Below are 26,509 nucleotides of genomic sequence, written 5' to 3' on the forward strand. Positions count from 1 at the left end.
CGTTCAATCACGGATGGCATGAATACCACCCTAATGAGGGAATAGGGGGCGGCCACTCGCGAGCAACCGGCGTACCAGGAGACGTGAGCAGCGGTAACACACGGTTATGCAAAAGAAAATGATGATAAGGGGTATCCCAAAAACCATGCAGAGAGTCCTATAGTGATTGCCCTGAGCGCTGGGCTTTATATTTTTCGGGCCAACCCTTCTTCAATGTTCATTAAATATTCACTAAATTTACATTTTGTGATCACCTTCAATCTTGATTGATGGCGCAGAAACGCATAAGGTTTGAACTATTAATAGGATAAAGTCATTCTGAAGTGTCGATCTTTTACGGAGATAACAGCGTTAACAGCATGGTAAGTATTTTAAGCAGTGGCTTTGATGGAGGGCGTTAATGATGTTAACCCGTGACTTTTTGCGTAACGCAGATTGCAAAACAGCATTTGGCAGCATCGATGAATCGATGTTATTGACCATGGAACAACGCTCCGCATCGCTGGACTGCACTCTTGCACGACGTCCGGATAACAGCCCTGTGTGGATATTTGGCTACGGCTCGCTGATGTGGAACCCGGTGTTTGACGCAGAAGAGGTGCGTCCCGCCACGCTCGACGGTTTTCACCGCGCATTCTGTTTGCGTCTGACTGCCGGGCGCGGCACCCATGCTCAGCCTGGGCGTATGCTGGCGCTGAAAGACGGTGGACGCACGACCGGATTGGCGTTTCGTCTGCCAGAAGAGAAACTGCGCGATGAGCTGGAACTGCTGTGGAAGCGTGAAATGCTGACTGGCTGCTACCGTCCCACCTGGTGCGAGCTGGATCTCGACGATGGCCGTACCGTCACCGCGCTGGTGTTTATTATGGATCCCGCACACCCGCTGTTTGAAGCCGATACCTCCTATCAGGTGATTGCACCGCTTATTGCCAAAGCCAGCGGGCCGCTTGGCACCAACGCCCAGTATTTGTTTGCGCTGGAAAAAGAGCTGGCTAATTATGGCATGCGCGACGATTGCATGAGCGAACTGGTTAATCAGGTGCGCATCCTGTTGTCTATCTCACCGGGCGAGGGTATTCCCGGCCTCGGTTAACACTCTTTATCGAATACTTATGGCGCCGCTGTATGAGAGACCCCTCATTCGGCGGCGTTTTTATTGGCTCTCTTTGATACTGAATACTGGTCTAACTGCGGTTTTAATAACCCAACGACTAACCTTATACAAAATTTGCATAAGGTTAGTCGTTAAACGACTTTCTTGCGGGTTACAGACTCACATACACTCAGAAAATTATTAGCAATTTCGCTATGTTGGAGAGTCATTACGATGAAAGCCTTTATTCCTTCCGTTCTGTTTGTTGCTATCGCGGCGAGCTTCACCGTCCAGGCTGCGACACCTGCAAATACCCTGGTTATTGCGCAATCTCTTGATGACACCTCAAGCTTTGACCCGGCGCAGGGCTTTGAACTGACCACGGTACAAGCATTTAACAACCTTTATCAGCGTTTGGTGCAGTCTGATCCGCATAACCCGATTGATCTGAAGCCGACGTTGGCTAAATCCTGGGAAGCGGGCGCTGACAACCGTAGTCTGACTTTTACGTTGGATCCGAACGCGACCTTTGCCAGCGGTAACCCACTGACCGCTGATGACGTGATTTTCTCGTTGTCTCGGGTGGTAAGGCTTAACCTTGAGCCGTCATTCGTTCTGACGCAGTTAGGCTGGAATGACAAAAACGTCGACGACCTTTTGACCAAAATCGATGACCATCACGTCAAAATTAGCTGGACCGCCAACGTCAGTCCATCTTTCGTGTTGAGCCTACTCTCGGCGCCGGTCTCATCTATTGTCGACAGCAAACTGGTGAAAGAGAACGCGAAAGGCGATGATCTTGGTCATGGCTGGCTGAGCAACCATTCGGCGGGTAGCGGTCCCTATAAAATTCGCACCTATGTGCCGCATGAAGTGTTGGTATTTGATGCCAATCCGACATCACCTGAAGGTGCGCCGAAGCTGAAAACCATTCTGTTCAAAAACGTCCCATCCCCCGCTGCCCGCCGCCTGCTGATTGAGCAGGGCGATGCCGATATGGCGCGCAACCTGGGGGCAGATCAGATGGCCGCACTGGCCAAGACCAAAAACGTTAAGGCGCTGGCTATTCCCTATGCGTCGTTGTATTTCCTGCAATTCAATGCCAAAGCCTCTCCGGCGCTGGGCAACCCAGCATTCTGGGTTGCGGCCCGTTATTTGTTTGACTACCAGGGCATTGCCCATGATCTGATGAAAGACAACTTCCAGGTCCATCAGGCCTTTCTGCCAGAAGGCTACCTGGGGGCGTTGAACGACAATCCGTACACCTATGATCCGGCCAAAGCGAAAGCCATTTTGGAAAAAGCGGGACTGAAAAATATCAGCTTCACGATTTCAACCTCGAACCAACCGCCATACCTGGACATTGCTCAAGCCTTGCAGGCCAGCTTCGCGCGTGGCGGCGTGACAGTGAAACTGGATCCGGGTCTGAGCCAGCAAATTTCAACCAAGGTGAAAGTACATGACTACGACGCCTATATGACCTCGTGGGGACCGGATTACTTTGATCCGAACACCAATGCCTCGGCGTTCGCATTCAATCCGGAAGATGGCAGCAAAACCCTGGCGTGGCGCGCCAACTGGTCGATTCCTGCGTTGAATAAACTGACGCTGGCGGCGATTGCGGAACCAGATCAGGCTAAACGCGTGGCGGATTACCGTCAGTTACAACGAGACGTGCAGAAAAACTCACCGTTCGTGATTGGCCTACAGGCAAAAAGTTTGATCGCCGTACGTGACAATATCCAGGGGTACGTGCAGGGCATTAATCCTGACATGGTCTTTTACAGCAAGGTCACCAAATAATGACAGACCGTTCAACGCCCGCCGGATTCGTCCGGCAGGGTTGGCGCTGGTCAGGTCGCTTATTGACTGGCGTGATATCGCTGGCGCTAACGCTGCTGGGTTTGCTGGCCTTTACCTTTATGCTGTCCCATCTCGCCCCCATTGACCCAACGCTGCAAATCGCCGGTGACCATGCCAGTGAATCAACTTATGCGCAGGTACGCCACGATCTGGGCCTCGACGAGTCCGTTCCGGTGCAGTTCGGCCGTTATATTCAACATCTGGCCCATGGAGACATGGGCATATCGCGAAGCACTGGGCAGCCAGTGTCCACTGATTTAGCCCACACTTTCCCGGCCACCGTGGAACTGGCGACCTGTGCGATCATCCTCGGTGCCTTATTGGGTATTTCGCTGGCGCTGCTGGCGGTGTGGAAGCCAGGAAGTTGGTTGGATAACACCGCGCGATTGATCTCATTGCTGGGCTATTCCGTGCCAATTTTCTGGCTGAGCCTACTTGGCTTACTCCTGTTTTATGCAATATTGCACTGGGCTGGTGGGCCGGGACGGCTCGATGATGTTTATCTCTACAGCATGGAGCCTAAAACTGGCTTTGTGCTCATTGACACTTGGCTGTCAGGCGATCGCGAGATGTTCTTTAACGCCATCAGTCATATGTGGCTCCCGGTCACCGTGTTGGCGATGTTATCAATGGCGGGGATCACCCGACTGCTACGCGCTTCAATGCTGGGTGAAATGAACAAGGAATACGTGATCCTGGCGCGTTCGAAAGGTGCCGGACGCGGACGCGTGCTGTTACGGCATATATTTCCGAACGTTCTCGGCACGCTGATCACCGTACTGACACTCTCCTACGCCAGCCTGCTTGAAGGCGCGGTGCTCACTGAAACGGTCTTTGCATGGCCGGGCGTCGGTCGTTACCTGACAACCGCACTGTTTGCGGCTGATACACCGGCTATCCTTGGCGCAACGTTGCTTATCGGCACCTGTTTTGTGCTGCTGAACGCCTTGGCTGATGCCCTGACGTATCTTCTCGATCCGCGAACCCGATAACTGGCTGAATACTATGACTCAACTCATTCCCGAAGCGCCAACGCAGGCTGATGTCACGCGTACGTGGCAACCTGCCTTGCGTATGACCACGCTGTCGATCGGCACTGCGCTGGTGATTATCCTGATTGCCTGCGCGCTATTGGCCCCGTGGCTGGCTCCTTTTGCTCCCAATATTCAGCATATAGAGCTGCGTTTGTTGCCGCCTTCATCTGAGCATTGGCTGGGTACTGACGGTTTTGGCCGTGACCTGTTGTCACGCGTGATCTACGGTGCACGGCCCACGCTGTTGCTGGTGTCGCTGATTCTGGTGCTAACCATCCCGGTCGGGCTGCTGGTCGGCATCAGCGCCGGATATATTGGCGGCTGGTATGAGCGCATCAGTATGCGCATGACTGACATTGTCCTGTCGTTACCAAGTTTGGTGATCGCGCTGGCGCTGGTGGCAATTCTCGGTCCCGGTTTGATGAACGGTGCATTGGCGTTAGCTTTGACCAGTTGGCCGTCGTTTGCCCGTCAGGCGAGGGCGGAAACGCTGGCATTACGTCGCAGCGATTATTTGTCGGCAGCGCGTATGCAGGGCATTGGCGGGCTGCGTCTGATGTTCGGCCATATTTTGCCGCTGTGCCTGCCAAGCGCGGTGGTGCGTGCAGCACTCAGCCTCGGCGGTATCATCCTGGCTTCGGCTGGCCTTGGCTTCCTCGGAATGGGCATTCAACCACCGACCGCCGAATGGGGTTCGATGGTGGCAGAAGGGAGTAAAGTCATTTTTGACCAATGGTGGGTGGCTGCCGCACCGGGTGGCGCCATACTGTTCGCCAGCCTGGCTTTCAATCTGCTGGGCGATGGCCTGCGTGACAAAATGGATCCACGACATGGCAAATGATGTCGAACTGAATCAACAAAAAACCCAGCACAACGACGTGCTGACCGCGAGAGATCTCACCATCTATCTGCCCGGCCCGCAGCCAGTGGAATTGGTCAAATCTCTCTCTTTCAGCGTGGGCAAAGAACGGGTGGCGATGGTGGGGGAATCTGGTTCAGGGAAATCCCTCACTGCACGCGCCCTGATGGGCTTGTTACCCTATCCATGTGCCATGCGCGCCAGCCAACTGACGCTGGGCGAACAGGATCTTCTGACCCTAAGCGAACGTCATTGGAATCAGTTGCGCGGCAACCGTGTTGCCATGGTGATGCAGGATCCCAAGCACGCACTGAATCCGGCTCGCCCGATTGGCTGGCAAGTGGAAGAGCCGCTGCGCCTGCATACTCGTCTGGGACGGAAAGAGCGGCAGGATAAAGTGCTGGATATGCTCAATGCCGTGGGGTTGCCGGACCCCAAACGTCTCTGCAAACAGTATCCGCACCAGCTTTCTGGCGGCATGGGACAACGTGTCATGCTGGCGATTGCACTGATAAACGACCCGCAATGGCTGATTGCTGATGAACCCACTTCCGCTCTGGATTTCGACATGCGCGAGCAGATATTGGATCTCATCGAACAACTGGTCGAACAACGTAATATGGGGTTAATTTTGATCAGCCACGACCTGCAACAAGTCTCGCAGTTCTGTGAACGCGTGCTGGTGATGTACAAAGGCGATCTGCTGGATGAACTGCCCGCCGACCAACTTGCGCACGCAACACATCCCTACACGCAAACGCTGTGGTCATGTCGTCCGAGTCAATCAACCCACGGCGAACGTTTGCCTGTGCTGGATCGTGCATTGCTTGAATCTTTGCGGCATGGGTCTTCTCTGCCGACGTCATCGCAAGAAAAACCACCACAGGAATCGCAGTCATGAGTCAGGTCATTGCTGAGTTAGCCGGTCTTAGCGTCTCGCATCGCCATGGTTATGAGCTTCGTACTGTTGTCCATGACGTTGACCTCACCATTAATCAGGGCGAATGTTTCGGTTTAGTCGGGCCTTCGGGGTGTGGTAAATCATCGCTGCTTTGGGTACTGGCCGGTTTGAATGGGCAGTGGACGGGCAACCTGACGATGCTCTCGCAGAAACTCACGCCAGGCAAACCTTTCAGAGGCAGCCTGCGCCGTGACGTGCAGATGGTCTTTCAGGACCCGTACGCTTCGCTCCATCCGAAACATCGGCTGCGCCGCACGCTCGCCGAGCCGCTGACCATTCTCAAAGAGCAGGATATCGAGCAGAAAATTGCCGAAGCTTTCCGTCAGGTCGGCCTCGACCCGAGCATGATGAACCGTTATCCGCATCAGCTTTCCGGTGGTCAACGCCAACGTGTGGCCATTGTGCGGGCCTTGTTGCTGAAACCCAAATTGCTGCTGCTCGACGAACCGACCTCTGCTCTGGATATGTCTGTGCAGGCCGAGATCCTCAATCTGCTCAACGATTTGAAAGCGGCAAGTGACCTGACCATGCTGTTGGTCAGCCACGATGCCGATGTGATTGATCATATGTGCGATAGGGCGGTTCATATGGACAAGGGACATATTGTTGGATGATCGACGGCGACTACATTGAATCGCTATTGCGAGTATCTCTGGACTCTATGCTCTTTTTAGTGCGGGCTGTCGATAGGACGAGGAACCTATTCCCTGTTTACATTCAATAGCGTATTATTCCGCGAAGATATGACCATACATTGTATAAGGATATTATATATGGCAATTCCAGCGTATTTATGGCTAAAAGATGATGGCGGCGCGGATATCAAGGGTCTGTTGACGTACAAAACAGAGAAGGAAGTATCGAGGTACTCAGCTTTATGCATGGTCTGAGTATTCCTACGGATAGTCATACGGGGAAACTGACCGGAACGCGAGTCCATAGTGCGCTGGAATTCGAAAAAGAATTTGATTCTTCCAGCCCCTATCTCTATAAGGCGGTATCTTCGGGTCAAACGCTAAAAAGTGCAGAGATAAAGTGGTATCGCATTAATCACGCCGGACAAGAAGAAGAGTATTTTAATATGTTCCTCGAAGGCGTTAAGGTGGTTTCAGTCAACCCTCTCATGCATAACATAAAATCCATTGAAAATATGAACCATCTTGAATCTGTGACACTTCGTTATGAAATAATCACATGGAAGTATTGCGATGGAAATATTATTCACTCTGATTCATGGAAAGAACGAGCATAATTAAATAGCAAATGGCGCTTAACGCGCCATTTGAAAATGAGGGATCATAATGACCTGGGTTCATGATGTCAGAAAAAAGTCATTCACACTGGATGGTAAATATCAGTTTAGTGCAATATATGCAGGTGCGGAAGGGTATAAAAATGATCCAGCGCTTGAGTGTGAAGTTAATAAGGGGCCATTGCCGCGCGGTAAGTACCACATTGGCCATCCGATAGCAAAGCATCCTACGGCTGGGCATTTTGTTCTGCGTCTGACGCCTTACTCAGAAAATCAAATGTGTGGCCGTGCTGGATTTCTTATCCATGGTGATAACGGGCGAGGGACAGCCTCTAACGGCTGTATAGTCTTAGCACCTGGTTTTAGAAAATCAATAGCAGATAGTGGGGACAGGGAGTTAATTGTAAAATGAGAATTATCGCTGTTATTCCTTTGTTGTTTATATTATCTGGTTGCTCTATTCCTAATCAGGATACATCAACGCCTGAAAAAACGCTTTACACTAAAATCCTACATGCGATAAACGTCCAAGATCAGAATGAGTTAAGTGACTTAGAATATGATCAGATTGGGGAGTATATCTCTGAGGGGGGAAGTCATTGGGTGGTTCTATATCCAAAATTAAAAAGTAGTCCTTTCCTTGGTGAGACCTCATTTCAAGAGGGTTTGAATATTGCTATGGCTCACGCTCTCGCTATTAATCCTTCTGAAACGCTTCAGTTTGTCGACAAAGATAATATAAATGATATATGCGGCATTCCTTTCATAGAACCAACTGATAACGAAATATATAGATACTATCTACAGACGCGAACAGCGATACTGACCAAAGCGGCAGAAAGTCAGCTATCTGCAAAATGTTTATTGCAGCTTGATAAAGCAATGGAATATAGCAAGGTTATGAATTGACTGTCTAAATAGTAAGCTGTTGGTGGCTTTGTGTGAAATGTCACTGATTCGTGCTAAAACGTCGCTGTTGCCGTGTTATCTGGATAACGTGACCGGTAAATTTTTTACCGGCATCGACTTGCTGACGCGGGTAATGCGCCGTGGCGGACGGCATCACCGACCGCCAAGCTTGCGACTTATTTGTTGCCGAAGCGGCCAATAATCCCCGCAGCGCCTTTGCTGTGATCCTCTAGCTTTTCGAACAATTGTTCTCGGCGGGCAAAGCATCTGGCGCTAAATCGGTGGCGATCAGCGTGAAGACGTAGTGATGAACGCCGGCACTCACCGGTGGGCAAGGACCGTTATAGTGGCCATTGCCCTGAGTGTTTTTCCCGCCAATAAATCCTTTGGCGGCAGACAAGTCGTTTTGCGCAAAACCTTTAACGTCAGCGGCGATGCCATATGTGACCAGATGATTAACACCCAGACCACCACGTCCTTCAGGATCTACCATCGTCAGAGCCAGACTTTTGGTGCCAGCCGGTACATTTTTCCAGTTCAATGCTGGCGATATGTTATCGCCAGTACAGAAGGCATTCCCTTTTATGTTTCCGGCGAATTTTTGTGACAATAGCGCGTTATCATGAAAATCTGGCGACGAAAGGGTAAATATTCCAGCGGCATTTGCCAGTGGCAACCAGACAGCCAGAGTGATGGCACTGGTCGTTTTTAACATCATTTTACGTGAAGACATCGTTTTTTCCTTAAAGAGAATCCGCCTGAAAAGCATAGCAGACGAGAAAAACGCTGCGGATAACAGACCGGGAAGGAAAATATTCTTAACTGTTTTTTGTTCTTCATTTTCCAGCACAAATAAAACACGACCTAAATCGCGTTTCAGGTCGCGGCATCCGGAATCAGAAGGTTAGATCGACGCTTCTTTCATGATCCGGAGTCTCTATGTTTAATTATTTATCTGCTTTGCTGTTGTTATGGATAGGTTTTTTTCACGCAGCCAATGCTTCTGAAGCGGTAGGTTTTCGTCAAACTTTTCTTGGTGCCGCCAGCGAACGGCCTTTGCATGTCACTGTTTGGTATCCGACTCAGGTAGGGCAGAACCCTAAGAATGTGGGAGAAAATTCGGCCTTTTTCGGTGTTAGCGTCGTTGAGAATGCTGCGGTATCCACAGACACTCATCCATTAGTGGTGTTGTCTCATGGCTACGGGGGTAACTGGCGAAATCTTAGCTGGCTGGCCGCTGAACTGGCTAAACAGGGTTACATTGTTGCTGCGCCGGAACATCCGGGGACAACGACATTCGATAAAAGTCCGGCAGCAGCAGAAAAACTATGGGAACGCCCGAAAGACCTCAGCCGTGTTATTGATGCATTGATTGATAATCCGGCTTTAGCCGGTCGCATCGACACCACACGCATTGCTGCGGTTGGGCATTCACTGGGTGGCTGGTCGGTTGCAGAACTGGCGGGAGCGCGTTTTGATACGGCCCGCTTTATGCGAGATTGCCACCAGCGGGGCAATCCGCAGGTCTGTGGATTTTCAACCAAACTGGGTATTAATAAGAACCGGCAGTTTGCCCGGCAACTTGACGGCAATTTGCGTGATCCTCGTATCAGAGCCGTTGTCTCACTGGATCTCGGTTTCGCCAGAGGTTTTTCACCTAAGAATCTTTCAACGATATCGGTGCCTTTTCTGGTCATTGCCGCGGGTGTGGATATTGCTGATTTACCTGCAAACCAAGAGTCCGGATATCTGGCGGCCAATTTGCCAAAAAAATCCTCTCGTTATGTCCTTATTGCTGATGCGACGCACTTTAGTTTTATGCAATTGTGCAAACCCGGTGCTGAAGCGCTAATTGACCGCGAGTCACCGGGAGACAGCGTGGTTTGCAAAGATGGCCATGGGCGGGACCGTCAGGCGATACATCAACAGATTGCAGCGCTGATTATCCCTTTTCTCACTCAGGCAATGCCGTCTCAGCATCTTTGATTTGAGGTTGAGCGGCGGTAGTCGCCGGGATTCATGCCGGTTTGCCGTAGAAACTCGCGATTAAAATTAGATTTTGTACGAAAACCTGACGCGTAAAGAATAGTGGTTACGGGGAGATCAGTTTGTGTCAGAAGGCGGCGGGCCTCTTCGATACGGTATTCGTTAATTAGCTGTGAAACATTACACTCAAGAACACGATTTATGGCGCGTGAGATTTGCCTGGAGGGTATCCCGGCCTTACGCGCCAGACGGTCGAGTGTGATGTCCTGATCACAAAACAGCGCCTTTTCACCGAGCACAGCCCTGATTTTTCCAATGATGCGTATATCCTCTTCATGTACCGAATTCAGCATGTCATCGGTGGGATTCGCGTCATCAGGTGGGCTTGACGGATCCGTATCAGACATTTTCGCCGGTAGGCTAAGCTGTGTGAATGCCACCGCGGCAGCCAATAATGGCAAGATCAACAGGTTCGCCGTGGAGATAACTTGCAGGACGTGGTTTCCATGAAAAAGGGTGATATCAAGAGCAATTAACATGTCAGTCAACGCGGAAAAACAGAGCGCTAATCCGGCTAGCAAGGTGGTTTTTGTTACTCTTGCTACTTCACTCAGTCGTACGGCTTCGAAATTCTCACCTCCCCGGTTCGCAAGCTGAATTAAGGCGATGCCATAACCAAAATACAAGAAAGACAGAATCGGATCGATTGGAAGGTGCCATGTTGGGGGCGACATAAAGATTAACAGGGAGAAAACGACCGGGAAAATACAATGCCATTTCAATGAGGGAGAACATGGCGTTAAACCGGCAAAACAGAACCAGGCAAGGGGTGGCAAAATGGAGGCGATGGCAGGTTGAATTAACCGAATAAATTCAAAATGGGTTACCCAGCGTATGCCTACCAGCATGAGCAACATGGTGCAGACACCCATAAATATCAAGGTACGCCTATCATGCTGCCGGTGACTGACGAAGATCCTCGCCATAAAAATCAGCATTAACAGAGCAATGACAAAAGGAATGGGCAGTGAAAACATGTTATCCATCAGCTTGGCGCTGCGCTGGGTAGCCAAAGATAACTCAGTATACAAGTTCTTGTTCCGCCCAAACAAAAAAACGACAACAGGAATTATGCGTTTTTATACCCGTTGTCTTTTAACCAGCGAACCAATTGATCCACATTGTCCGTCTGGAAAGCCCGGACACCGGCGTCTATCAATACGCCCCAAACCCCGTCGGGGTCCAGCGCCGCGCGGCTATCACTGAAATCCAGCGAATGGGAGACATCCAGCGTGTTGACCCACAGTCTTACACCAAGGCGTTGCAGCTCGTCGCGGGCGGCTATCACGTCGGCCAGATCGGTAAAATTCAGCTCAATCATCTGCGCACCGAACTGCTCGATGTGACGTAAGTCCTGAGCAAACAGGCCCGGACGGGCATGCAGGATCGGCATGAAGGGGATCGTTGAAGATATGTCGGTAAGCGCCAGGGGAAAACGCTGTGTCGTCATGTCAATTTTGCTTTTCAGCAGCACGCCATCGGCCATATTCATTCTGAGAATAAGCGACACGACGCGTTCAACATCACGGGGATACTTAATGTCCACGTTTACCACGATGCGCCCGCGTGCTTCCTCGAGTAACTCCTCCAGTAGCGGAACACGTTCGTGGGTTAGCATCATGCCTTCACGTCCATCACTGGCTTTTAATCGGGCACCACGCACCGTCTCCAGCGACAGGGTCGACACTTCGCCCTGAAAATTACAGGTGCGGTCGAGGTTGGCGTCGTGGATCACCACCAGGTGCGAATCGGCGGTGGTTTGCGTATCAATCTCGATGATATCCGCACCCTGAAGTATCGCCTCATGCAGCGCGGCCAGTGAATTTTCGGCGAGGGCTTGCCACACACCTCGATGGGCAATCACCAGTACATCCGGGTTTTCCGGGGCAATCAACGCGCGGGTCAACGTTTTCATCATAACTCCTGATCTCGGTAAAATTTAGCCTGCGAGGGTTCTACTGGCATTGATTATTTTCCTTTGACTGACTGTTCAAAACGGCGCAACAGCACGTTTCCGCGAGCAACCATGTTATCGAGTGACTGCTTCGGCGTTTCCTGTCCGTTCCAGACTTTTTCTAACTCTTCATCCATAATGCTCCGGATTTGCGGCATATTGCCCAACCGTAGCCCTTTGGTAAAAGGCAGTGGCGGCTTGTTGAGCATCTGTTTCATGGCGGTATCTGCACCAGGATGGCTTTTATAAAAACCTTGCTCCTGAGTCAGTGTGTAGGCCGCGTTAGTGATCGGCAGATAGCCGGTTTTCTGGTGCCACTGAGCGGCATTTTCCGGTTCTGTCAGGAAATGCAGAAATTCCGCCACACCTTTGTAGGTCGCCGCCGTTTTGCCTTTAAACACCCACAGGCTTCCGCCGCCGATAAAGGCATTCTGAGGTGCGCCCGGAGCGCCATCCTGGTAAGGCATCATGCCGACGCCAACGTCAAATTTGGCGTAGTGGCGGATGGTGGTTAGTGCGGCGGAGGAGGTGGTCAATATGCCGCAGTCGCCAGCATAAAAATTATTGATCGCGTCATTTTGGCGGCCATAATAAGAGAAGTCGCCTTTCTTATGCATCGCGCTGAGTTGTTCGATGTGTGCGATCTGCAAAGGGCCATTGAAATTGAGTTTGGCGTCGGTGCCATCGAACCCGTTGTTACGGGTCGCGACCGGCAAACCGTTCCAGGCACTAAAACCTTCAATCTGAATCCAGCCCTGTTGACCGGCATTGGTGTAGCCACATTTCATCCCTGCTGCGCGTAATTTCACGGCATCAGCCGACAGCTCATTCCAGGTTTTTGGCGGCTGTTCTGGATTTAGCCCGGCTTTCTTGAACGCTTCTTTGTTGTAATAAAGGACCGGTGTCGAGCTGTTAAACGGCTGTGAGATCAGATGCCCCGTTTTGCTGTCGCTGTAATACGCCGCCACTGACGGCACAAAGGCGCTTTCATCGTTAGGGATACCCGCTTCTTTAAAAACCTGCGCCACCGGCACCACGGCGTTACTGGCCATCATGTTGGGTGTGCCGACCTCATACACCTGCAAAATATCCGGTGCATTGCCGTTGCGGTAGGCTGAAACGCCAGCCGCCAAACCGAGTTCATAGTTGCCTTTATAAACGGGGACGATGTGGTAATCGGGGTGAGTTTGATTAAAACGATCAGTGAGCGCATTGACCTCTTTCCCTAAATCACCGTCCATGGAATGCCAGAACGTCAGCGTGGTTTGCGCCTGTGCACCAAAGGTCATCATCAACAGTAAGCTAATACAGGTGAGTTTTTTCATGGGTTATCCGGTTGGAATGCTAAGGGTATCAAGTGATTAGCTTTGCATGTGTTTATGACAAACCGGAGGGAAAATAATGAACAAAAAATGACGAGGCATTGGGATCGGCGGCCGTCCACGATCTTGACGTTGAACGTCAACGTCAATTGACGTTCATGGCTGACAAACAAAAAAAGGCGCTTTTCAGCGCCCTACAGGTGTGATTATGCAGACAAGAACTGAATCACTTTTTCAGTTCTGCTCGCAAATCCTTAACATCCGATGCCGCCACCGCCGTGGCAGAGTTCCCCCAGCTGTTACGAATGTATGTCAACACGTTGGCAACATCTTCGTCACTCATGTTGGCATCGAACGACGGCATTGCTGGCGCGGTAGGCAGAGCATTGGTAGCGACAGGGCGGCTGCCAGCCAGCACGACGCGGATAAGCGAGGTGGCGTGATCCTGATTAATCAGCGCAGAGTCGGCCAGACGCGGGAACATGCCTTCCTGGCCTTTGCCGTCCGGCGTGTGGCAGGCTGAACAGCGGTCGGCGTAAATATGGCGGCCAGCAATCATGGCTTTATCCTCGGCCCTCAGGGGTTCCGTTGCGTTGGCACCGCTGTCGTGGCCACTGTCTTTCAGATAAACCGCCACGGCTTTCAGGTCGGCATCGGTCCAGTGCTGCGATGAATGCTCGACTTCAACAGCCATCGGACCGGAGGCAATATCGAAACGGTTAGCGCCAGTTTTCAGATATTGCGTCAGATCCTGCTCGGTCCAGTTTCCAACCCCGGTGTGTTTATTGGTCGTGATATCCGGTGCGACCCAGTTTTCAATCACTGCGCCTTGCAGGAACTCACTCTCTTTATCACCGCCTGTTATGTTTTTCGGTGTATGACAGGTGCCGCAGTGGCCCAGACCTTCAACAATATAAGCCCCCCGGTTCCACTCGGCTGACTTGTCCATTTTCGGCTTATATTCGCCTTGGCTGAAGTTAAGCCAGTTCCAGCCCATTAGGCTGGTGCGAATGTTAAACGGGAAGGGCAACTGGTTAGATTCCACTTCGCTGTGCACCGGCTGCAAGGTTTGCAGATAGGCCCAGATAGCCGCGTTATCTTCACGAGTCACTTTGGTGTAAGCCGTAAACGGCATCGCACCGTACAGGCGTTTTCCGCCGTGACCGATGCCTTCAGACATCGCCCGCTGGAAATCGTCGAAGGTCCATCTGCCGATCCCAGTTTCAGCATCTGGCGTGATATTGGCACCGACTAAACGTCCAAAAGGTGTTTCGATAGGGACGCCACCGGCAAAGGGTTTGGCATCCGGCGTAGAGGCCGTGTGGCAGGCAGCGCAGTCGCCGACGGTGGCCAGATAACGTCCGCGCTCCACTTGTTCGAATGCGCCATCACCGGCAGCCTGTGCCATGCCCGAGACGGTCAATGCCACCAGTCCGAGTGAGAATGAGGTTAAGGTTTTCATACGATCATCTCTCCCGGTTTTTTCAGGTAATGCTTACGAATGGCGTCGGCGGCTTTGAATGCCAGCGCGCCGACGGTGCCGGTTGGGTTGTAGCCAGGGTTTTGTGGGAAGGCAGAAGCACCGACCACAAACAGGTTTGGGACATCCCAGACTTGTAGATGCTTATTCACCGAGCTGGTCGCCGGATCGGCGCCCATGACAAAGCCGCCGACAACGTGCGAAGACTGATACGGCGAGCCGTTCCAGTGACCTTTCATCGGTTTTTCCACATATTGCCGTGGGTTCATGGCTTTGGCGATTTCGCCGACTTTGCTGGTGCAGTATGCCGCCATCTTTAGGTCGTTTTGCGCGAAGTCGAAGGTGATGCGCAGCAGCGGACGCCCCAGGCGATCTTGATAATTCGGGTCCAGTGACAGGTAGTTGGTTCGCGTGCTGTAGCTGCTGGCCTCACAACCGATCGACATGCTGCTGAGATAGTTGCTGACCGTGGTTTTTTTCCATTCTTTACCCCATTTCGGTGTGCCTGGTGGAACAGGGCGATAACCAATGGGCGCGCCACCGATAGGGGTCACACGGATGCTGCCGCCGCCGAAGAAGCCGAGACCGGAGTGATCGAAGTTATCGTTGTTGAAATCATCAATGCCCATGCCGACCGCGCCCGCGCCAATAAACGGGTTGAAGTTCTTGTCATCGAAGAACAACTGCACGCCGTTGGCGGTCTGGTAAGCATAGTTACGGCCAGTGGTGCCGGTGCCGCTGATCGGGTCGTAAGGTTTACCGATACCTGACAGCAGCATCAGGCGGACGTTTTCGAACGTGAACGCGGTGACCACAATCAGGTCTGCGGGTTGTTCCCACTCGTCGCCGGAGGAGTCGATGTAAACCACGCCGGTGACTTGTTTTCCATCGGGTGAGGTAACAATTTTCATCACTTCACAGTGGGTGCGCGCTTCGAAATTGTCTTTACGCATAAGCGAAGGTAACACGGTGGTGATGGCACTGGCTTTCGAGTAGTTGGCACAGCCGTAGTTGGTACAAAAACCACAGTAAGTACAAGGCCCCATTTTGACGCCAAGCGGGTTGGTGTAGGGTTCTGAAATCAGCGAAGAAGGCACCGGGAATGCTTTATAACCCATATTACGTGCCGCTTCGGCAAACAGCGTTGGGCCGTAGGGCATATCCATCGGTTTGGTCGGGTACTCAATCGAGCGCATTCCCTCGTAAGGGTTGCCACCTTCATGATGCTCGCCGTTGACGTTGCTGGCTTTACCGGAAACCCCGGCCAGGCGCTCAAAGGCGGTATAGTGTGGCTCCATTTCTTCCCAGTCGGTGCCCCAATCCTGTAATACCAGCTCTTCAGGAAGTGCTTTGGCACCGTACTTTTCGGTCAGGTGGCTTTTGAGACGAAATTCATCAGGCTGGAAGCGGAAGGTGATGCCCGCCCAGTGGTTGCCCGCGCCACCCGTGCCGTTACCTGGGTGGAATGAACCCCATTCGCGCATGGGCAGCGCGGTTTGTGACGGGTTATTGCGGATGGTGACGGCGTTTTGTGCGGTTTGTAACATCAGTTCCTGGCGGCTGCTGTAACGCAGTTCATCGGTGACGGTCGCCACGTTGAAGTCACGTGCGGTATCGCGCCAGGGGCCACGTTCGATGGCGACGACATTCAGCCCTTCGTCGGCCAGTTCATTAGCAATGATGGAACCGGCCCAGCCGAGTCCAATCACCACAACATCAGTTTTGGGTAATTTCTTTGCCATAATCTTTCTCTTCGCCCCTAGCCTTTCATCTTCCATGCATCTCCACCGGAGATACTCAGCGGTTCCAGATCTAATTTCTGGTTATGTTTGCTGACGTATTCACGGTAGTCATAGCGCGCACCCGGGAAACCGAGCATTTTCCACGACACCATATTGCGGTTTCCGCCATAAATCGGATCGGCGAAGAAACCTTCCATGGTGTTCTTCAACACGATGTCGAAGAAGAGGTTGGAATCGATTCCATTCAGAGCAATGCTTCCGGTCTCTAAATTGCTAAGGATCTCATCTTGCTGGTCGCCGGTCAGATCTTTGAAGGATTTTTTATACTGGGCCTGAGTATGTTGATCGAGCGCTGCCAGCCCGAAACGGTAACGCTGTTGTGGCACCAGCGGTGACTGATCGCCTTGCTCAGGTGTACCTGACTTGAAAGGGCCTTGCATATAGAGGCGTGAATAGGTGCCGTAAAAACCGGCCATCTGACGATCGATAAATACCGCACAACCGGCATCTTTTCCCCCCACGCTCAGTTCATCGGCGGGGATCAGGCGGTCAACAATGGCTTCCAGAGCAGCGGCTTCGGCGTCGGTAAAGAACACCCAGCCGTCTGTTTCGATCTGCGGTGGTGGGCTGGCATCAAAGGGGCTCCATACGGGCGTACCTTTGAGCGTAACGGCATTGGCGGCTTTCGCCGCGCCAAGCACAGCAGAGGCTGCGGTGAACGTCAAAATTTGCCGACGCGTGACGCCAGGCAAGGTTTTTTTGCTCATCTATGTTCCTTTTTTTATAGAATGTGCACTTTTCACCAACCCGTCTTTGCTGTTTGGCAAGTCGGAGATGTCGTGCTGATAACGTTATTGAACTGTGATGGTAGTCACGCTCTGCAAATAAAAATTTACATTCGGGTGGCGTAGCCACATCAAACGTACGTCATTAGGATAGTTGAAAACAGGGGGTGAGGAGAATGCAAGTAGATGTTAAAAATGTTAATAAATGTGTGCATTTCGGTAGAGGTGTTATTAAAAATGCAGTTTATTGACAGAGAAACGCGGATTTGGCCAGCAACCGAAAGCGGGGTAATGGGGAGATAAAGCGGCATTCAGGGTTGAAATATGTCTGACCTCGGGTAAGATCCCAACTCACTCTTAATTTATGCAGAATATGATAGACATCACGGTTTTTTTTCCCAATTTAATCAAGCGGATTGTGCCTGTGCTGCGCAGCCCTTTTTGGTTGCTCGTGGGGTCGGTATTTTATACTACAAGCGTCAATGCGCTGACGGGATACGCCTATCAGCCATTGTCCTATGATGTTGATCTTTCTGCTCCGGCGGGCGATGCGGATTCTCTGTTCAACGCGGGTATGCCTGCCACGGATCGTAATGCATTGCCGAGCCTTGGCAGCGCCTATTACAAGCCATCATCCGGTACCCGCGCTGTAGAGACAAAAATTGCCACAACTCTCAAGCAGTTCGGTGAGCAAAGCATATCCAGCGACAGTGCAGATCCCTGGCGTGAACAGGCTGAAACCCTGGCGCTGACTCAGGCGGCTAAACTGGTGCAGAAAGAGACCAGTAGTCTGCTCTCTCCGCTCGGGACTGCCAGTGTCTCTCTGGACGTCAGTGGGCATAATTTTGATGGCAGTTCAGGCCAGCTCTTCAGCCCGTTGTATAACGGTAAAACCCTGCTGACCTACAGCCAGGTTGGCGTTAGCCGCTCAGCCGATACAATGATAGGGAATTTCGGCCTGGGGCAGCGCTGGAGCGAAGGGGCATGGATGTTCGGATATAATGCTTTTGTCGATAACGATTTTGACCACCAATTGACGCGCGGCAGTCTTGGTGCAGAAGCCTGGACAGATTACCTGCATTTTTCTACCAACTACTACCAGCCGTTCTCCTCCTACCGACCGGACGACAGTACCTCGACCCAGCTAAGACGTCAGGCGCGGGGTTACGATATCACCACTAAAGGTTATTTGCCTTTCTATCGCCAGCTTGGTGCCTCACTGAGCTATGAACAGTATTACGGCGATCAAGTGGATCTCTTTGGCAACGGCACGCGTCAGACTAATCCGTCGGCCATGACGTTTGGCATCAATTACACACCGGTACCTCTGGTGACGTTGAAGGCGTCCCATCAGGCGGGGCAGGACGGGGACAATCAGGATACCGTGCAGTTGTCGTTGAATTACCGTTTAGGCGTGCCGTTGGATCAGCAACTCTCAACTCACTCTGTGGATGATGCTCACTCGTTACGCGGTAGTCGTATGGACCTGGTCGAGCGCAACAACGTGCCAGTGATGGATTTCAAACAGCGTAAAACCCTCTCAGTGTTTCTCGCCACACCACCGTGGACGTTACATTCAGGCGAAACATTAACGCTGAAACTCCAGGTCAAGGCGCTCAACAGTCTGACGGCACTAAGCTGGCAGGGCGATACCCAAGCGCTGAGTCTGACGCCGCCGCCCAATAACCGCGATACTGAGGGATGGAGCGTGATCATACCGCAGTGGGACAGTTCGCCGGATGCCAGCAACAGTTATCATCTCTCGGTCACCGTCGTTGATAGCAAGCAGCAGCATGTCACCTCCAACTGGATCACTTTGGACGTACCTCCGCCGCCGCTCAGCGCGGGGATGCAGGATCAGGGGCTTAATTTCTAAGCTGTGGGCTTGCTGTCCACGGCTGCTTTTGAATCTTTAAATTCAAGTTCAAGGTCGTGGGCGTCGGCCCACACCGACCAGAGACCCGCAGTCGCGCGGGCCTCTGGACTCCGCGCTTTTTCATGAGACACCGACAGCTTCGCCGCTGGCAGGGCACGTGTTTCAGGTATCTCAGTGATAGCCGTAAAATGTCATCGCTCCGCGATCCCCGGCTGCGGGTTCGAGCCAACGATAAAGAGGTTGTCTCTCCACCGACTTGCCGGTGACATTTTGAACACGGCCGGGGCTTTTTCAAATTCAAAACCAGACACGTCTTTATCTTTTAAAAAAGCGTGGGCCGCATTCAAAAATGGCGCTGAGCAAGAGGTGGAAAACCGCGCGTCTTTTTGCGCGGGTTGTAACCCGCAGCGAAGGAACCGCAACGCGGCGGCATTTTGCGGCTATAACGGAAATACCTGAAACACGGCCATTGTGACCTGCGCAGCTGCGGTGTGAAAAAAGAAAAAACGCAGGATTCCAAAGGGTTTCGTTCAAAACCCTTTGGGCCAGTGTGGGCGGCGAGCCCACGACCTTGAAGTTGAACTTGAAGTTGAACTTGAATTTAAATTTGAATTTAAAAGTGCATGTGGGCCAGCGCCCACCCTAAAGCACATTACTTTGCAATACCCAAACCGCCGCTTCGACGCGAGATTTCAGTTTCATCTTTTTAAGCAGATGTTTCACATGGACTTTGACGGTGCTTTCTGTGATGTTCAAACGGCGAGCGATGACTTTATTCGGTAATCCTTCGGCGATAAGTTTAATGATATCGCGTTCACGTGGCGTCAGGGATTGAATATCACGGTCACCGCTGGGGCGGCTTTCCCGCAGACTGGCAGCCAGCACCGGCGTCAGCGCTTCGCTCAGCACCATTTTACCGGCAGCGGCATTGTGCAATGCAGCCAGTAAATCTTCAGGTTCCATATCTTTCAGTAGATAGCCGTCAGCGCCACGTTTAAGCGCTGTCACCACATCATCTTCATGATTCGAGACGCTAAACACGACAATACGGCCTGACAGCGAGGTCTGGCGCATTTTATCCAAGGTATCCAGACCGTTCATGCCGGGCATATTGAGATCCAAAAGGGTCAGGTCGGGGTCCAGTTCCTTTGCCAGCTCAACGCCTTGTTCGCCATTGCTCGCTTCGCCAATCACCAGCAGCATGGGGTCCAGCGCGATAAGTTGCTTGACGCCATTGCGCAGCATTGGGTGGTCGTCGATCAGCAGGATGGTGGAAGGGGTCATGTCGGTCATACTTGCTCCTGAGGATTAATGGGCAATGCATCGGGGCGAAAGCGCACGGTAACGTTGGTGCCACCATTGACCCTGCGGGCAATGCTGCATTCACCATGCAAACTTTTGGCGCGGTCCTGCATAATGATCAGGCCGTAATGATTTTGTCGTTCAATATTCGCGGGAAGCCCCTGGCCGTTGTCGTCCACTTGCATGAGAATCTGGCCTTTTTCGCAGGTCAACTTCAGGGAAACGTGGGTAGCCCTGGCATGTTTAAACGTATTATTAAGTGCTTCGCGGGCGATGTGTAGCAGATGAATTGCCTGATTCGCCGGTACCGAACGCGAAGGTAGCTGGTAATCGAAGGTAATGTTGATGCCCATGCGCCCGGAGAACTCATCCACGGTATGTTGCAGTGCCGCCCGCAAACCCGGCGCATGCATTTTCAGGCGGAAGGTGGTCAGCAATTCCCGTAGCTGGCGGTAAGCGGTATTCAGTTCATCGCGAATTTGCTGGATCAACTGGCTGTTTTCTTCGCTCAGATTGGTGCCCTGTATCTGCAGGCAGGCAATCTGAATCTTCATGCACGAGAGCGACTGGGCCAGCGAGTCATGCAGTTCCCGGGCGATGGCCGAACGTTCATCCATCAACATCAATTGCTGCTGATGCTCAGCCTGTCGCGCCAGCATCAGCGAGCTGGTCAGCTGTTCCAGCAAGGTGGTGATCAATTGCTGTTGATCGCTATTAAGCTGGCAGTCCTGTGGCAATTGAGCCAGCAATACACCGTAATTTTCCCGTTCATCACCCAGGCTCCAGCTCAGCGGTTGGCGCGGATGACCTTCATCCGGTTGGATGTTATCGCTAAGCAGATGATGTTGAGCCTGAGCGGCCCGTGTTTTTTTATCCGCTGGTTGCGGACTGCCAATGTCATTAAACAGCTCGGCGCTGTCGTTCTCGTAGAGGCGTAGCTGCACGGACTGCAGCGGCGTCAGAGTTTGTAACTCTTCCAGCACCGGGACCAGACGCTGTTCGAGCGGTGCGCTGGTGTGCAATTGGCGACTCACACGGTAGAGAAAATCCAGCACCTGGTTCTTTTGTTGCAGATCGGCTGTTTTATTGGCCACCATTTGCGCCAGGCTGTCGACCAACTGCTCCATCGCCAGCGACATGCTATTGAGCGATTGGCCGAGAATATCCATCTCATTATGCGGATGCCGCGTATCTGCCGCAGAAGAGTGCATGGGCTGATAGCGTTGGCTGAATTCCCCGGCGCTGACCGCATTGGCCTGCGCCAGCAGGCGCCGCAAGGGTTCGAGTAAACGGCGGCGTAAAAACCAGATGGTCAGCGCCAGCAGCATCAGTGTGAATGCCAGCAGGCCGTGCTGTACCATAGAGATCAGTGCCAGATGATATTCGGTTTTATGCTCCAGTGCGGCGACCATTTTGTCGAGTTGACTCACATACACCACCACATTGGCCTCCACCTGAGCCGGGTGTTTTGCCCGTTGAATCTGACCTTTCAGCGTGGTTGTCCAGTAACTGCGCAGTGCGTCGAACTCGGGTTGTAAGTTCTCGCTTTGTACGGCACGGCGTAAATCCGAGCTGTCTTGATCCTGCTCCATCTGACGTAAATATCTGTCACTCTCTTTCGTCAAGGGGACAGCGGCCAGTAAGCGATAACTTTGCATGCGCAGCGAGCCCGCTTTATTAATGGCGTGAGCATTGCCCTGAATACTCTGCGCCATCCAGGCTGCCACACTCATGCTGCCAATACCCAGCAGGCCTAACAGAAGCATCAATAATGCAATCTGGCTGACCAGCGAAAGCGGGGTGAAGGCGCGTTTAATCATGAATGAGTTCCTGTTGATACAACCTGTGGAAAAGACATCTTGCCTGTACGTACGTATTTTTTATTATCTCGCCATAATCAAAAATACCCCAATAGGAGTACCCACTAATTTCCACTGCCGATATTTACTCTGCCGGATTAAGAGGGTTTTGTAATCAATACTTTGATTTATAGTGCTTTATTTTTATTATTTGTCGTACTCACAAAGGACGCCACCCGTTTTAACCCCGAAAACCTACTCATCATCGGGTTGATTTGCATCAACATCAAGCAAGAGACCACTACCTAGTGTGTGCAGCATTCATAACGCCAATGTGCTGCATACTGAGGGTTCTATGTCACACACTTCATCAACACTGACTGAAAAAAAATCACGCCTGCTACAGGACTGGAGACCGGAAGAACCGGCTTTCTGGGCTGAAAGCGGTCATAAAGTTGCCAGCCGTAATTTGTGGATCTCCGTACCTTCCTTGCTGCTTGGCTTCTGTGTATGGATGCTGTTCAGTCTGGTTTCCGTCAACCTGAACAAAGTGGGTTTCAATTTTACGACCGATCAACTCTTTATGCTGACGGCTATCCCTTCGGTGTCAGGTGCCATTTTACGCGTACCTTACTCCTTTATGATCCCGTTATTTGGCGGCCGCCGCTGGACTGCCATCAGCACGGTATTCCTGGTTATTCCCTGCGTTTGGCTGGGCTTTGCGGTGCAGGATACCACCACGTCATACAATACCTTCCTGATCATCTCTTTGCTGTGCGGTTTTGGTGGTGCGAATTTTGCCTCAAGCATGGGCAATATCAGCTTCTTCTACCCGAAAGCTAAACAGGGCGGTGCGCTGGGCATCAATGGCGGGCTGGGCAATATGGGCGTGAGCGTGATGCAGTTGCTGGCACCGCTGGCGATCTCTTTGGGCATTTTCAGCGCGTTCAGTGACCCACAAACGCTGGCCGATGGCAGCAGCATGTGGTTGCAAAATGCGGCATGGATCTGGGTGCCATTCCTGCTGATCTGCACCCTGGCGGCCTGGTTGGGTATGAATGACCTGGCGTCATCGAAAGCATCAATTCGCCAACAGCTACCGGTACTCAAACGCGGCCATTTGTGGATCATGAGTGTGCTCTATCTGGCGGCATTTGGCTCGTTCATCGGCTTCTCAGCCGGTTTTGCGATGCTGACTAAAACGCAGTTCCCTGATGTGAACATCATGCATTATGCCTTCTTCGGGCCGCTCATCGGTGCGCTGGCGCGTTCAGCCGGCGGTATGCTCTCTGACCGCTTAGGTGGCGTGCGAGTGACTTTCTGGAACTTCGTGGTGATGGCGATCACGGCGGCATTGCTGTTCCTCACCTTACCACAGGGAGGGGGTGGCGGTAACTTTGCGGCCTTCTTCGGCGTGTTTATGGTGTTGTTCATGACGGCCGGTCTGGGGAGTGGTTCGACTTATCAGATGATTGCGGTGATTTTCCGCAGACTGACCACTGATTCAGCGCTGGCTCGTGGCGATAGCGCAGAGTCTGCGCAGCGTGAGGCAGTGACCGATACCGCAGCCGCGTTGGGCTTTATCTCTTCGATTGGCGCGATTGGCGGCTTCTTTATTCCTAAAGCTTTTGGTACCTCACTGGCTATCACCGGTTCACCCGCGGGTGCGATGAAAGTGTTCCTGGTGTTCTATGTGGTCTGCGCGGTGATCACCTGGGGGGTTTACTGGCGTAAGCTGAATAAAGGTTTTGCCACCAAAAAAGCGCAGTAATTATTTTATCGTCAGCGTCGCAAGACCGAACACTTAGGCTGCCTGTGGGCAGCCTTTTTTATCATGAGGATCGTGAGGCGATGTTTGCCTGCAGCGGCAACGAGATATGCTTGATCCGATAATGCTGTCCGTTACCGGCAATGATCTTTTTTCCTGCCGTGAAATGGATTTTTTTCCAATTTGTCGTGTCCCACGCGACGATATCAATCAGCGCATCTAAGGTGGGTTCACCGACAAGTTGCGACAGCGCGCTGAAAGGGGCGATATCACTGATCTCTCTGGTGGCGAAAACAGCATCAGCAATATCATCGCTTAAACGTGCAGCCACCACCGGATAGGTTCTGACTTGAGGCCATCCAAATGCCTTAGCTACGCCCTGGAAACCCGTGCTAATGAGAAAGTGATTTAGGCTTTCTGCGTCGCGCCACAAATAAAAGGGCGCATAGAGATTCTCCGTACTGCCGGTTTTCATGTCATCGAGGCGAGCATAAAGATATGTTTTAAAAATCAGTCCCGGATAGCCATCCAATAAATGGCCATTGTCGGTGATACGTTTTTCAATAATCCCCATGTCGTAATCCGCAGGCAGGGTGAAACTGTATTGCATGGCAATCATGATATAGAGCCTTATGTAATAGAGAACATTTCTCCATGGCTGAATGACCAATCTTCTGGCTGAGTAAAGCTGATGACAATCATCACATCGGCAGGAGAAATACCGAGCTTATGATGTAATTGCCCAACCAGATTTTGGTAAAACGCCTGTTTTTGCGCGGTGTTACGTGGCTTACCTCCTGTAATATGGAAGAGCAGAAAGTCTTCTGAACGCAGGCAGTTTTGCTCTGAATCTTTTTTCTCACACAAATAGGTAGGATTAATCACGCGCTGGCTTCTACTGACCGGCTCGAACAACTGAAAGCAATCCTCTTCAGGGACGGAAAATGTGCTGATCAGTGCCTCCTGCAACGTGGCAGATATCACCGCCTGCCAGCGATCAATACGGTGAGCAGGCAGAGAGATTCGGGTAAATGGCATGGTTATTCTCCTTCTTTTTCCATCATCAGATGGGCAAATGGGGTCAAGGCTGAGGCTGCCGCCGGCCATCCTGCATAAAAAGCCAAATGGGTGATCAGTTCACTCAACTCAAGCTGAGTAACCCCGTTTTTCATCGCCAGAGTCAGATGATAAGGCAGTTGTTCAACGCGGTTCAGCGCAACCAAGGTGGCGACCGTGATCAGGCTGCGGTCACGTACAGAGAGCTCATCTCTTTCCCAAAGATCGCCAAACAAGACCTGCTCAGTAAGCTCAGCCAATTTCGGTGTCAGAATCGCCATGATTTCCAATGTCAGTGTTTGAGGGGTGTTTGTGCTCATATCAGCGTCCTTTAGTACGGGTGTGAAGCTGAGAATAAGCGGTTATAATTATCCTGAAAATCGAAAATAACAGTAATGTTAATCCACAAAAACAGGATGCTAAAGCATGGCCAAACGACCGATCACTTTTGATGCTGAGGCGTTGCGGAGTTTTGTCGCTGGAATTGAGCTTGGAAGCTTTGTGCTGGCGGCTGACCGTTTGGGGCGTTCGACGTCGGCGGTCAGTGCTCAGTTGAAAAAACTCGAGCAGCAGGCAGGGACGCCATTGGTACAAAAATCTGGCCGACATCTGATACTGACCGAACGGGGTGAAGTCATGCTGAGCTATGCGCGGCGGATTCTGAGGCTCAACGATGAAGCCAGCGCGGCACTGTTGGCCAGCCCACTGAATGGCAGCCTGAATCTGGGTATGCAGGAAGACTTTGGTGAGACTTTGCTACCGGCTATTCTCGGCACCTTCACCCGTGCCCATCCTCAGGTGCAACTTTCTGCCAGTATTACCCGTAATCAGCAATTGCTCGAGGGGATACGCCATAGTGAATTCGATCTGACGGTAAGTTGGCAAGCCGATGACGAACCGTGTTTTCCGACCAGCCAGTCTCTCGGGCATAGTGCTTTACGCTGGATTGGCGCTGAGCATTTTTCTCTTGAACACTATTTGCACTCTGGTGAGCCGCTGCCTTTACTGGTGTTTGAAGCGCCCTGTTTGATGCGAAGTGCCGCCACCGCTGCGTTGGACCATGCGGGTATTCCCTGGAGGATTGCGTTTACCAGCCGTAGCCTTAGCGGGATCTGGGCGGCGATGTCGGCGGGGCTTGGTATCACTGTGCGCACCGATTTTGGCATGCCTCAGACATTGCGGGTCTTAAACCAGCTACCCGCACCCGGTGAAGTGGGGATCAGTCTGCATCAGAGTCAGACTCAGCCTGGTGATGCGGCCAACTGCCTGAAAGGGGCGATAATGGATTTCTTTGCGGGCCATCGATTACGCAGTCACGATGGCTAAAAGAAGAGAAAGACCTGAGCCGGCAGGTGTGCTGCTCATCGGTAAAATGCTACTCTGCGGAACCGGCCGATACAGCCACTTA

General features: G+C 51.9%; 24 protein-coding genes and 2 pseudogenes. 14 read left to right on the forward strand and 12 right to left on the reverse strand.

What is annotated here, in order from left to right:
• Positions 1 to 403: 403 nt before the first annotated feature.
• From IEV89_RS12120 to IEV89_RS12165, 10 genes and pseudogenes are all read left to right on the forward strand, one after another.
• On the forward strand, positions 404 to 1,093 hold the full coding sequence (locus IEV89_RS12120; protein ID WP_188473990.1) for a gamma-glutamylcyclotransferase: 690 nt from the start codon (positions 404 to 406) through the stop codon (positions 1,091 to 1,093).
• Between the two features lie 234 nt (positions 1,094 to 1,327).
• On the forward strand, positions 1,328 to 2,896 hold the full coding sequence (locus IEV89_RS12125; RefSeq protein ID WP_188473781.1) for an ABC transporter substrate-binding protein: 1,569 nt from the start codon (positions 1,328 to 1,330) through the stop codon (positions 2,894 to 2,896).
• On the forward strand, positions 2,896 to 3,948 hold the full coding sequence (locus IEV89_RS12130) for an ABC transporter permease (RefSeq protein WP_188473782.1): 1,053 nt from the start codon (positions 2,896 to 2,898) through the stop codon (positions 3,946 to 3,948). Before IEV89_RS12125 ends, IEV89_RS12130 begins: the two co-directional genes overlap by 1 nt.
• A 13-nt stretch (positions 3,949 to 3,961) precedes the next feature.
• The gene (locus IEV89_RS12135) at positions 3,962 to 4,831 is read left to right on the forward strand and encodes an ABC transporter permease (RefSeq protein ID WP_188473783.1); all 870 of its coding nucleotides are present in this window, start codon (positions 3,962 to 3,964) and stop codon (positions 4,829 to 4,831) included.
• Positions 4,821 to 5,750 carry an ABC transporter ATP-binding protein gene (locus IEV89_RS12140; protein WP_229746460.1) on the forward strand — a complete coding sequence of 310 codons (930 nt, stop codon included), beginning with the start codon at positions 4,821 to 4,823 and terminating at the stop codon, positions 5,748 to 5,750. Before IEV89_RS12135 ends, IEV89_RS12140 begins: the two co-directional genes overlap by 11 nt.
• The gene (locus IEV89_RS12145) at positions 5,747 to 6,424 is read left to right on the forward strand and encodes an ABC transporter ATP-binding protein (protein WP_188473785.1); all 678 of its coding nucleotides are present in this window, start codon (positions 5,747 to 5,749) and stop codon (positions 6,422 to 6,424) included. Before IEV89_RS12140 ends, IEV89_RS12145 begins: the two co-directional genes overlap by 4 nt.
• 159 nt (positions 6,425 to 6,583) lie before the next feature.
• Positions 6,584 to 7,062: pseudogene (locus IEV89_RS12150) on the forward strand (Hcp family type VI secretion system effector).
• Positions 7,063 to 7,111: 49 nt separating this feature from the next.
• The gene (locus IEV89_RS12155) at positions 7,112 to 7,474 is read left to right on the forward strand and encodes a tlde1 domain-containing protein (RefSeq protein WP_188473786.1); all 363 of its coding nucleotides are present in this window, start codon (positions 7,112 to 7,114) and stop codon (positions 7,472 to 7,474) included.
• A complete protein-coding gene (locus IEV89_RS12160; protein ID WP_188473787.1) occupies positions 7,471 to 7,971 on the forward strand; it encodes a hypothetical protein in 501 nt (166 codons plus the stop codon). The genes IEV89_RS12155 and IEV89_RS12160 overlap by 4 nt, the downstream gene beginning before the upstream one ends.
• Positions 7,972 to 8,008: 37 nt before the next feature.
• Positions 8,009 to 8,173: a hypothetical protein gene (locus IEV89_RS12165; protein WP_188474010.1), complete on the forward strand. Its 165-nt coding sequence runs from the start codon at positions 8,009 to 8,011 to the stop codon at positions 8,171 to 8,173.
• On the opposite strand, the pseudogene IEV89_RS12170 reads toward IEV89_RS12165, so the two are convergent.
• Positions 8,148 to 8,686 (reverse strand): annotated as a pseudogene (locus tag IEV89_RS12170) (YbhB/YbcL family Raf kinase inhibitor-like protein). The gene IEV89_RS12165 and the pseudogene IEV89_RS12170 overlap by 26 nt on opposite strands.
• A gap of 224 nt (positions 8,687 to 8,910) precedes the next feature.
• Between IEV89_RS12170 and IEV89_RS12175 the strand changes: the two are divergent.
• Positions 8,911 to 9,957 carry an alpha/beta hydrolase family protein gene (locus tag IEV89_RS12175; RefSeq protein ID WP_188473788.1) on the forward strand — a complete coding sequence of 349 codons (1,047 nt, stop codon included), beginning with the start codon at positions 8,911 to 8,913 and terminating at the stop codon, positions 9,955 to 9,957.
• On the opposite strand, the gene IEV89_RS12180 is transcribed toward IEV89_RS12175, so the two are convergent.
• The 6 genes from IEV89_RS12180 to IEV89_RS12205 all read right to left on the reverse strand — a co-directional run bounded on the left by IEV89_RS12180 (position 9,945) and on the right by IEV89_RS12205 (position 17,282).
• Entirely contained in the window at positions 9,945 to 10,874 is a 930-nt protein-coding gene (locus IEV89_RS12180) for a helix-turn-helix domain-containing protein (RefSeq protein WP_188473789.1), read from the reverse strand. The two genes, IEV89_RS12175 and IEV89_RS12180, sit on opposite strands and share 13 nt — an antisense overlap.
• 212 nt (positions 10,875 to 11,086) lie before the next feature.
• Complete coding sequence (locus IEV89_RS12185) at positions 11,087 to 11,935, reverse strand: glycerophosphodiester phosphodiesterase family protein (protein WP_308420874.1); 849 nt, start codon at positions 11,933 to 11,935, stop codon at positions 11,087 to 11,089.
• A gap of 50 nt (positions 11,936 to 11,985) precedes the next feature.
• Complete coding sequence (gene ugpB / locus IEV89_RS12190; RefSeq protein ID WP_188473791.1) at positions 11,986 to 13,296, reverse strand: sn-glycerol-3-phosphate ABC transporter substrate-binding protein UgpB; 1,311 nt, start codon at positions 13,294 to 13,296, stop codon at positions 11,986 to 11,988.
• Positions 13,297 to 13,519: 223 nt separating this feature from the next.
• A complete protein-coding gene (locus IEV89_RS12195; protein WP_188473792.1) occupies positions 13,520 to 14,755 on the reverse strand; it encodes a cytochrome c in 1,236 nt (411 codons plus the stop codon).
• Positions 14,752 to 16,515, reverse strand: a complete 1,764-nt coding sequence (locus IEV89_RS12200) for a GMC family oxidoreductase (RefSeq protein WP_188473793.1) — start codon at positions 16,513 to 16,515, stop codon at positions 14,752 to 14,754. The genes IEV89_RS12195 and IEV89_RS12200 overlap by 4 nt, the downstream gene beginning before the upstream one ends.
• Positions 16,516 to 16,532: 17 nt before the next feature.
• Positions 16,533 to 17,282 carry a gluconate 2-dehydrogenase subunit 3 family protein gene (locus IEV89_RS12205; RefSeq protein WP_188473794.1) on the reverse strand — a complete coding sequence of 250 codons (750 nt, stop codon included), beginning with the start codon at positions 17,280 to 17,282 and terminating at the stop codon, positions 16,533 to 16,535.
• Positions 17,283 to 17,673: 391 nt separating this feature from the next.
• On the opposite strand from IEV89_RS12205, the gene IEV89_RS12210 reads away from it, so the two are divergent.
• Entirely contained in the window at positions 17,674 to 19,176 is a 1,503-nt protein-coding gene (locus tag IEV89_RS12210) for a YchO/YchP family invasin (protein WP_188473795.1), read from the forward strand.
• A gap of 642 nt (positions 19,177 to 19,818) precedes the next feature.
• On the opposite strand, the gene narL is transcribed toward IEV89_RS12210, so the two are convergent.
• A complete protein-coding gene (gene narL, locus IEV89_RS12215) occupies positions 19,819 to 20,469 on the reverse strand; it encodes a two-component system response regulator NarL (RefSeq protein ID WP_188473796.1) in 651 nt (216 codons plus the stop codon).
• Positions 20,466 to 22,298, reverse strand: coding sequence for a nitrate/nitrite two-component system sensor histidine kinase NarX (narX, locus tag IEV89_RS12220; protein WP_188473797.1), 1,833 nt, complete (start codon positions 22,296 to 22,298; stop codon positions 20,466 to 20,468). Before narX ends, narL begins: the two co-directional genes overlap by 4 nt.
• 334 nt (positions 22,299 to 22,632) lie before the next feature.
• On the opposite strand from narX, the gene IEV89_RS12225 reads away from it, so the two are divergent.
• Entirely contained in the window at positions 22,633 to 24,048 is a 1,416-nt protein-coding gene (locus IEV89_RS12225; protein WP_188473798.1) for a NarK family nitrate/nitrite MFS transporter, read from the forward strand.
• Between the two features lie 61 nt (positions 24,049 to 24,109).
• On the opposite strand, the gene IEV89_RS12230 is transcribed toward IEV89_RS12225, so the two are convergent.
• The 3 genes from IEV89_RS12230 to IEV89_RS12240 are packed head-to-tail and all read right to left on the reverse strand — an operon-like array spanning position 24,110 to position 25,421.
• Positions 24,110 to 24,664: a DUF4865 family protein gene (locus tag IEV89_RS12230; protein WP_188473799.1), complete on the reverse strand. Its 555-nt coding sequence runs from the start codon at positions 24,662 to 24,664 to the stop codon at positions 24,110 to 24,112.
• A gap of 11 nt (positions 24,665 to 24,675) precedes the next feature.
• Positions 24,676 to 25,083, reverse strand: coding sequence for a tautomerase family protein (locus IEV89_RS12235; protein ID WP_188473800.1), 408 nt, complete (start codon positions 25,081 to 25,083; stop codon positions 24,676 to 24,678).
• A gap of 2 nt (positions 25,084 to 25,085) precedes the next feature.
• Positions 25,086 to 25,421, reverse strand: a complete 336-nt coding sequence (locus IEV89_RS12240) for a carboxymuconolactone decarboxylase family protein (protein ID WP_188473801.1) — start codon at positions 25,419 to 25,421, stop codon at positions 25,086 to 25,088.
• A 106-nt stretch (positions 25,422 to 25,527) separates the two neighbouring features.
• On the opposite strand from IEV89_RS12240, the gene IEV89_RS12245 reads away from it, so the two are divergent.
• The gene (locus IEV89_RS12245; RefSeq protein WP_188473802.1) at positions 25,528 to 26,427 is read left to right on the forward strand and encodes a LysR substrate-binding domain-containing protein; all 900 of its coding nucleotides are present in this window, start codon (positions 25,528 to 25,530) and stop codon (positions 26,425 to 26,427) included.
• Positions 26,428 to 26,509: the final 82 nt, after the last annotated feature.

This window comes from Hafnia psychrotolerans (genome assembly GCF_014639435.1).
Lineage (GTDB): Bacteria > Pseudomonadota > Gammaproteobacteria > Enterobacterales > Enterobacteriaceae > Ewingella > Ewingella psychrotolerans.

Excerpts from the sequence above, each read along its gene's own strand:
- IEV89_RS12140 (WP_229746460.1), top strand. The coding sequence starts at position 4,821 with ATGGCAAATGATGTCGAACTGAATCAACAAAAAACCCAGCACAACGAC.
- IEV89_RS12175 (WP_188473788.1), top strand. The coding sequence starts at position 8,911 with ATGTTTAATTATTTATCTGCTTTGCTGTTGTTATGGATAGGTTTTTTT.
- IEV89_RS12230 (WP_188473799.1), bottom strand. The coding sequence starts at position 24,664 with ATGATTGCCATGCAATACAGTTTCACCCTGCCTGCGGATTACGACATG.
- narL (WP_188473796.1), bottom strand. The coding sequence starts at position 20,469 with ATGACCGACATGACCCCTTCCACCATCCTGCTGATCGACGACCACCCA.
- IEV89_RS12135 (WP_188473783.1), top strand. The coding sequence starts at position 3,962 with ATGACTCAACTCATTCCCGAAGCGCCAACGCAGGCTGATGTCACGCGT.
- IEV89_RS12240 (WP_188473801.1), bottom strand. The coding sequence starts at position 25,421 with ATGAGCACAAACACCCCTCAAACACTGACATTGGAAATCATGGCGATT.
- IEV89_RS12120 (WP_188473990.1), top strand. The coding sequence starts at position 404 with ATGTTAACCCGTGACTTTTTGCGTAACGCAGATTGCAAAACAGCATTT.
- IEV89_RS12235 (WP_188473800.1), bottom strand. The coding sequence starts at position 25,083 with ATGCCATTTACCCGAATCTCTCTGCCTGCTCACCGTATTGATCGCTGG.
- IEV89_RS12165 (WP_188474010.1), top strand. The coding sequence starts at position 8,009 with ATGTCACTGATTCGTGCTAAAACGTCGCTGTTGCCGTGTTATCTGGAT.
- IEV89_RS12195 (WP_188473792.1), bottom strand. The coding sequence starts at position 14,755 with ATGAAAACCTTAACCTCATTCTCACTCGGACTGGTGGCATTGACCGTC.
- IEV89_RS12180 (WP_188473789.1), bottom strand. The coding sequence starts at position 10,874 with ATGTTGCTCATGCTGGTAGGCATACGCTGGGTAACCCATTTTGAATTT.
- IEV89_RS12155 (WP_188473786.1), top strand. The coding sequence starts at position 7,112 with ATGACCTGGGTTCATGATGTCAGAAAAAAGTCATTCACACTGGATGGT.
- IEV89_RS12245 (WP_188473802.1), top strand. The coding sequence starts at position 25,528 with ATGGCCAAACGACCGATCACTTTTGATGCTGAGGCGTTGCGGAGTTTT.
- ugpB (WP_188473791.1), bottom strand. The coding sequence starts at position 13,296 with ATGAAAAAACTCACCTGTATTAGCTTACTGTTGATGATGACCTTTGGT.
- IEV89_RS12210 (WP_188473795.1), top strand. The coding sequence starts at position 17,674 with ATGATAGACATCACGGTTTTTTTTCCCAATTTAATCAAGCGGATTGTG.
- IEV89_RS12125 (WP_188473781.1), top strand. The coding sequence starts at position 1,328 with ATGAAAGCCTTTATTCCTTCCGTTCTGTTTGTTGCTATCGCGGCGAGC.
- narX (WP_188473797.1), bottom strand. The coding sequence starts at position 22,298 with ATGATTAAACGCGCCTTCACCCCGCTTTCGCTGGTCAGCCAGATTGCA.
- IEV89_RS12145 (WP_188473785.1), top strand. The coding sequence starts at position 5,747 with ATGAGTCAGGTCATTGCTGAGTTAGCCGGTCTTAGCGTCTCGCATCGC.
- IEV89_RS12160 (WP_188473787.1), top strand. The coding sequence starts at position 7,471 with ATGAGAATTATCGCTGTTATTCCTTTGTTGTTTATATTATCTGGTTGC.
- IEV89_RS12185 (WP_308420874.1), bottom strand. The coding sequence starts at position 11,935 with ATGATGAAAACGTTGACCCGCGCGTTGATTGCCCCGGAAAACCCGGAT.
- IEV89_RS12130 (WP_188473782.1), top strand. The coding sequence starts at position 2,896 with ATGACAGACCGTTCAACGCCCGCCGGATTCGTCCGGCAGGGTTGGCGC.
- IEV89_RS12200 (WP_188473793.1), bottom strand. The coding sequence starts at position 16,515 with ATGGCAAAGAAATTACCCAAAACTGATGTTGTGGTGATTGGACTCGGC.
- IEV89_RS12225 (WP_188473798.1), top strand. The coding sequence starts at position 22,633 with ATGTCACACACTTCATCAACACTGACTGAAAAAAAATCACGCCTGCTA.
- IEV89_RS12205 (WP_188473794.1), bottom strand. The coding sequence starts at position 17,282 with ATGAGCAAAAAAACCTTGCCTGGCGTCACGCGTCGGCAAATTTTGACG.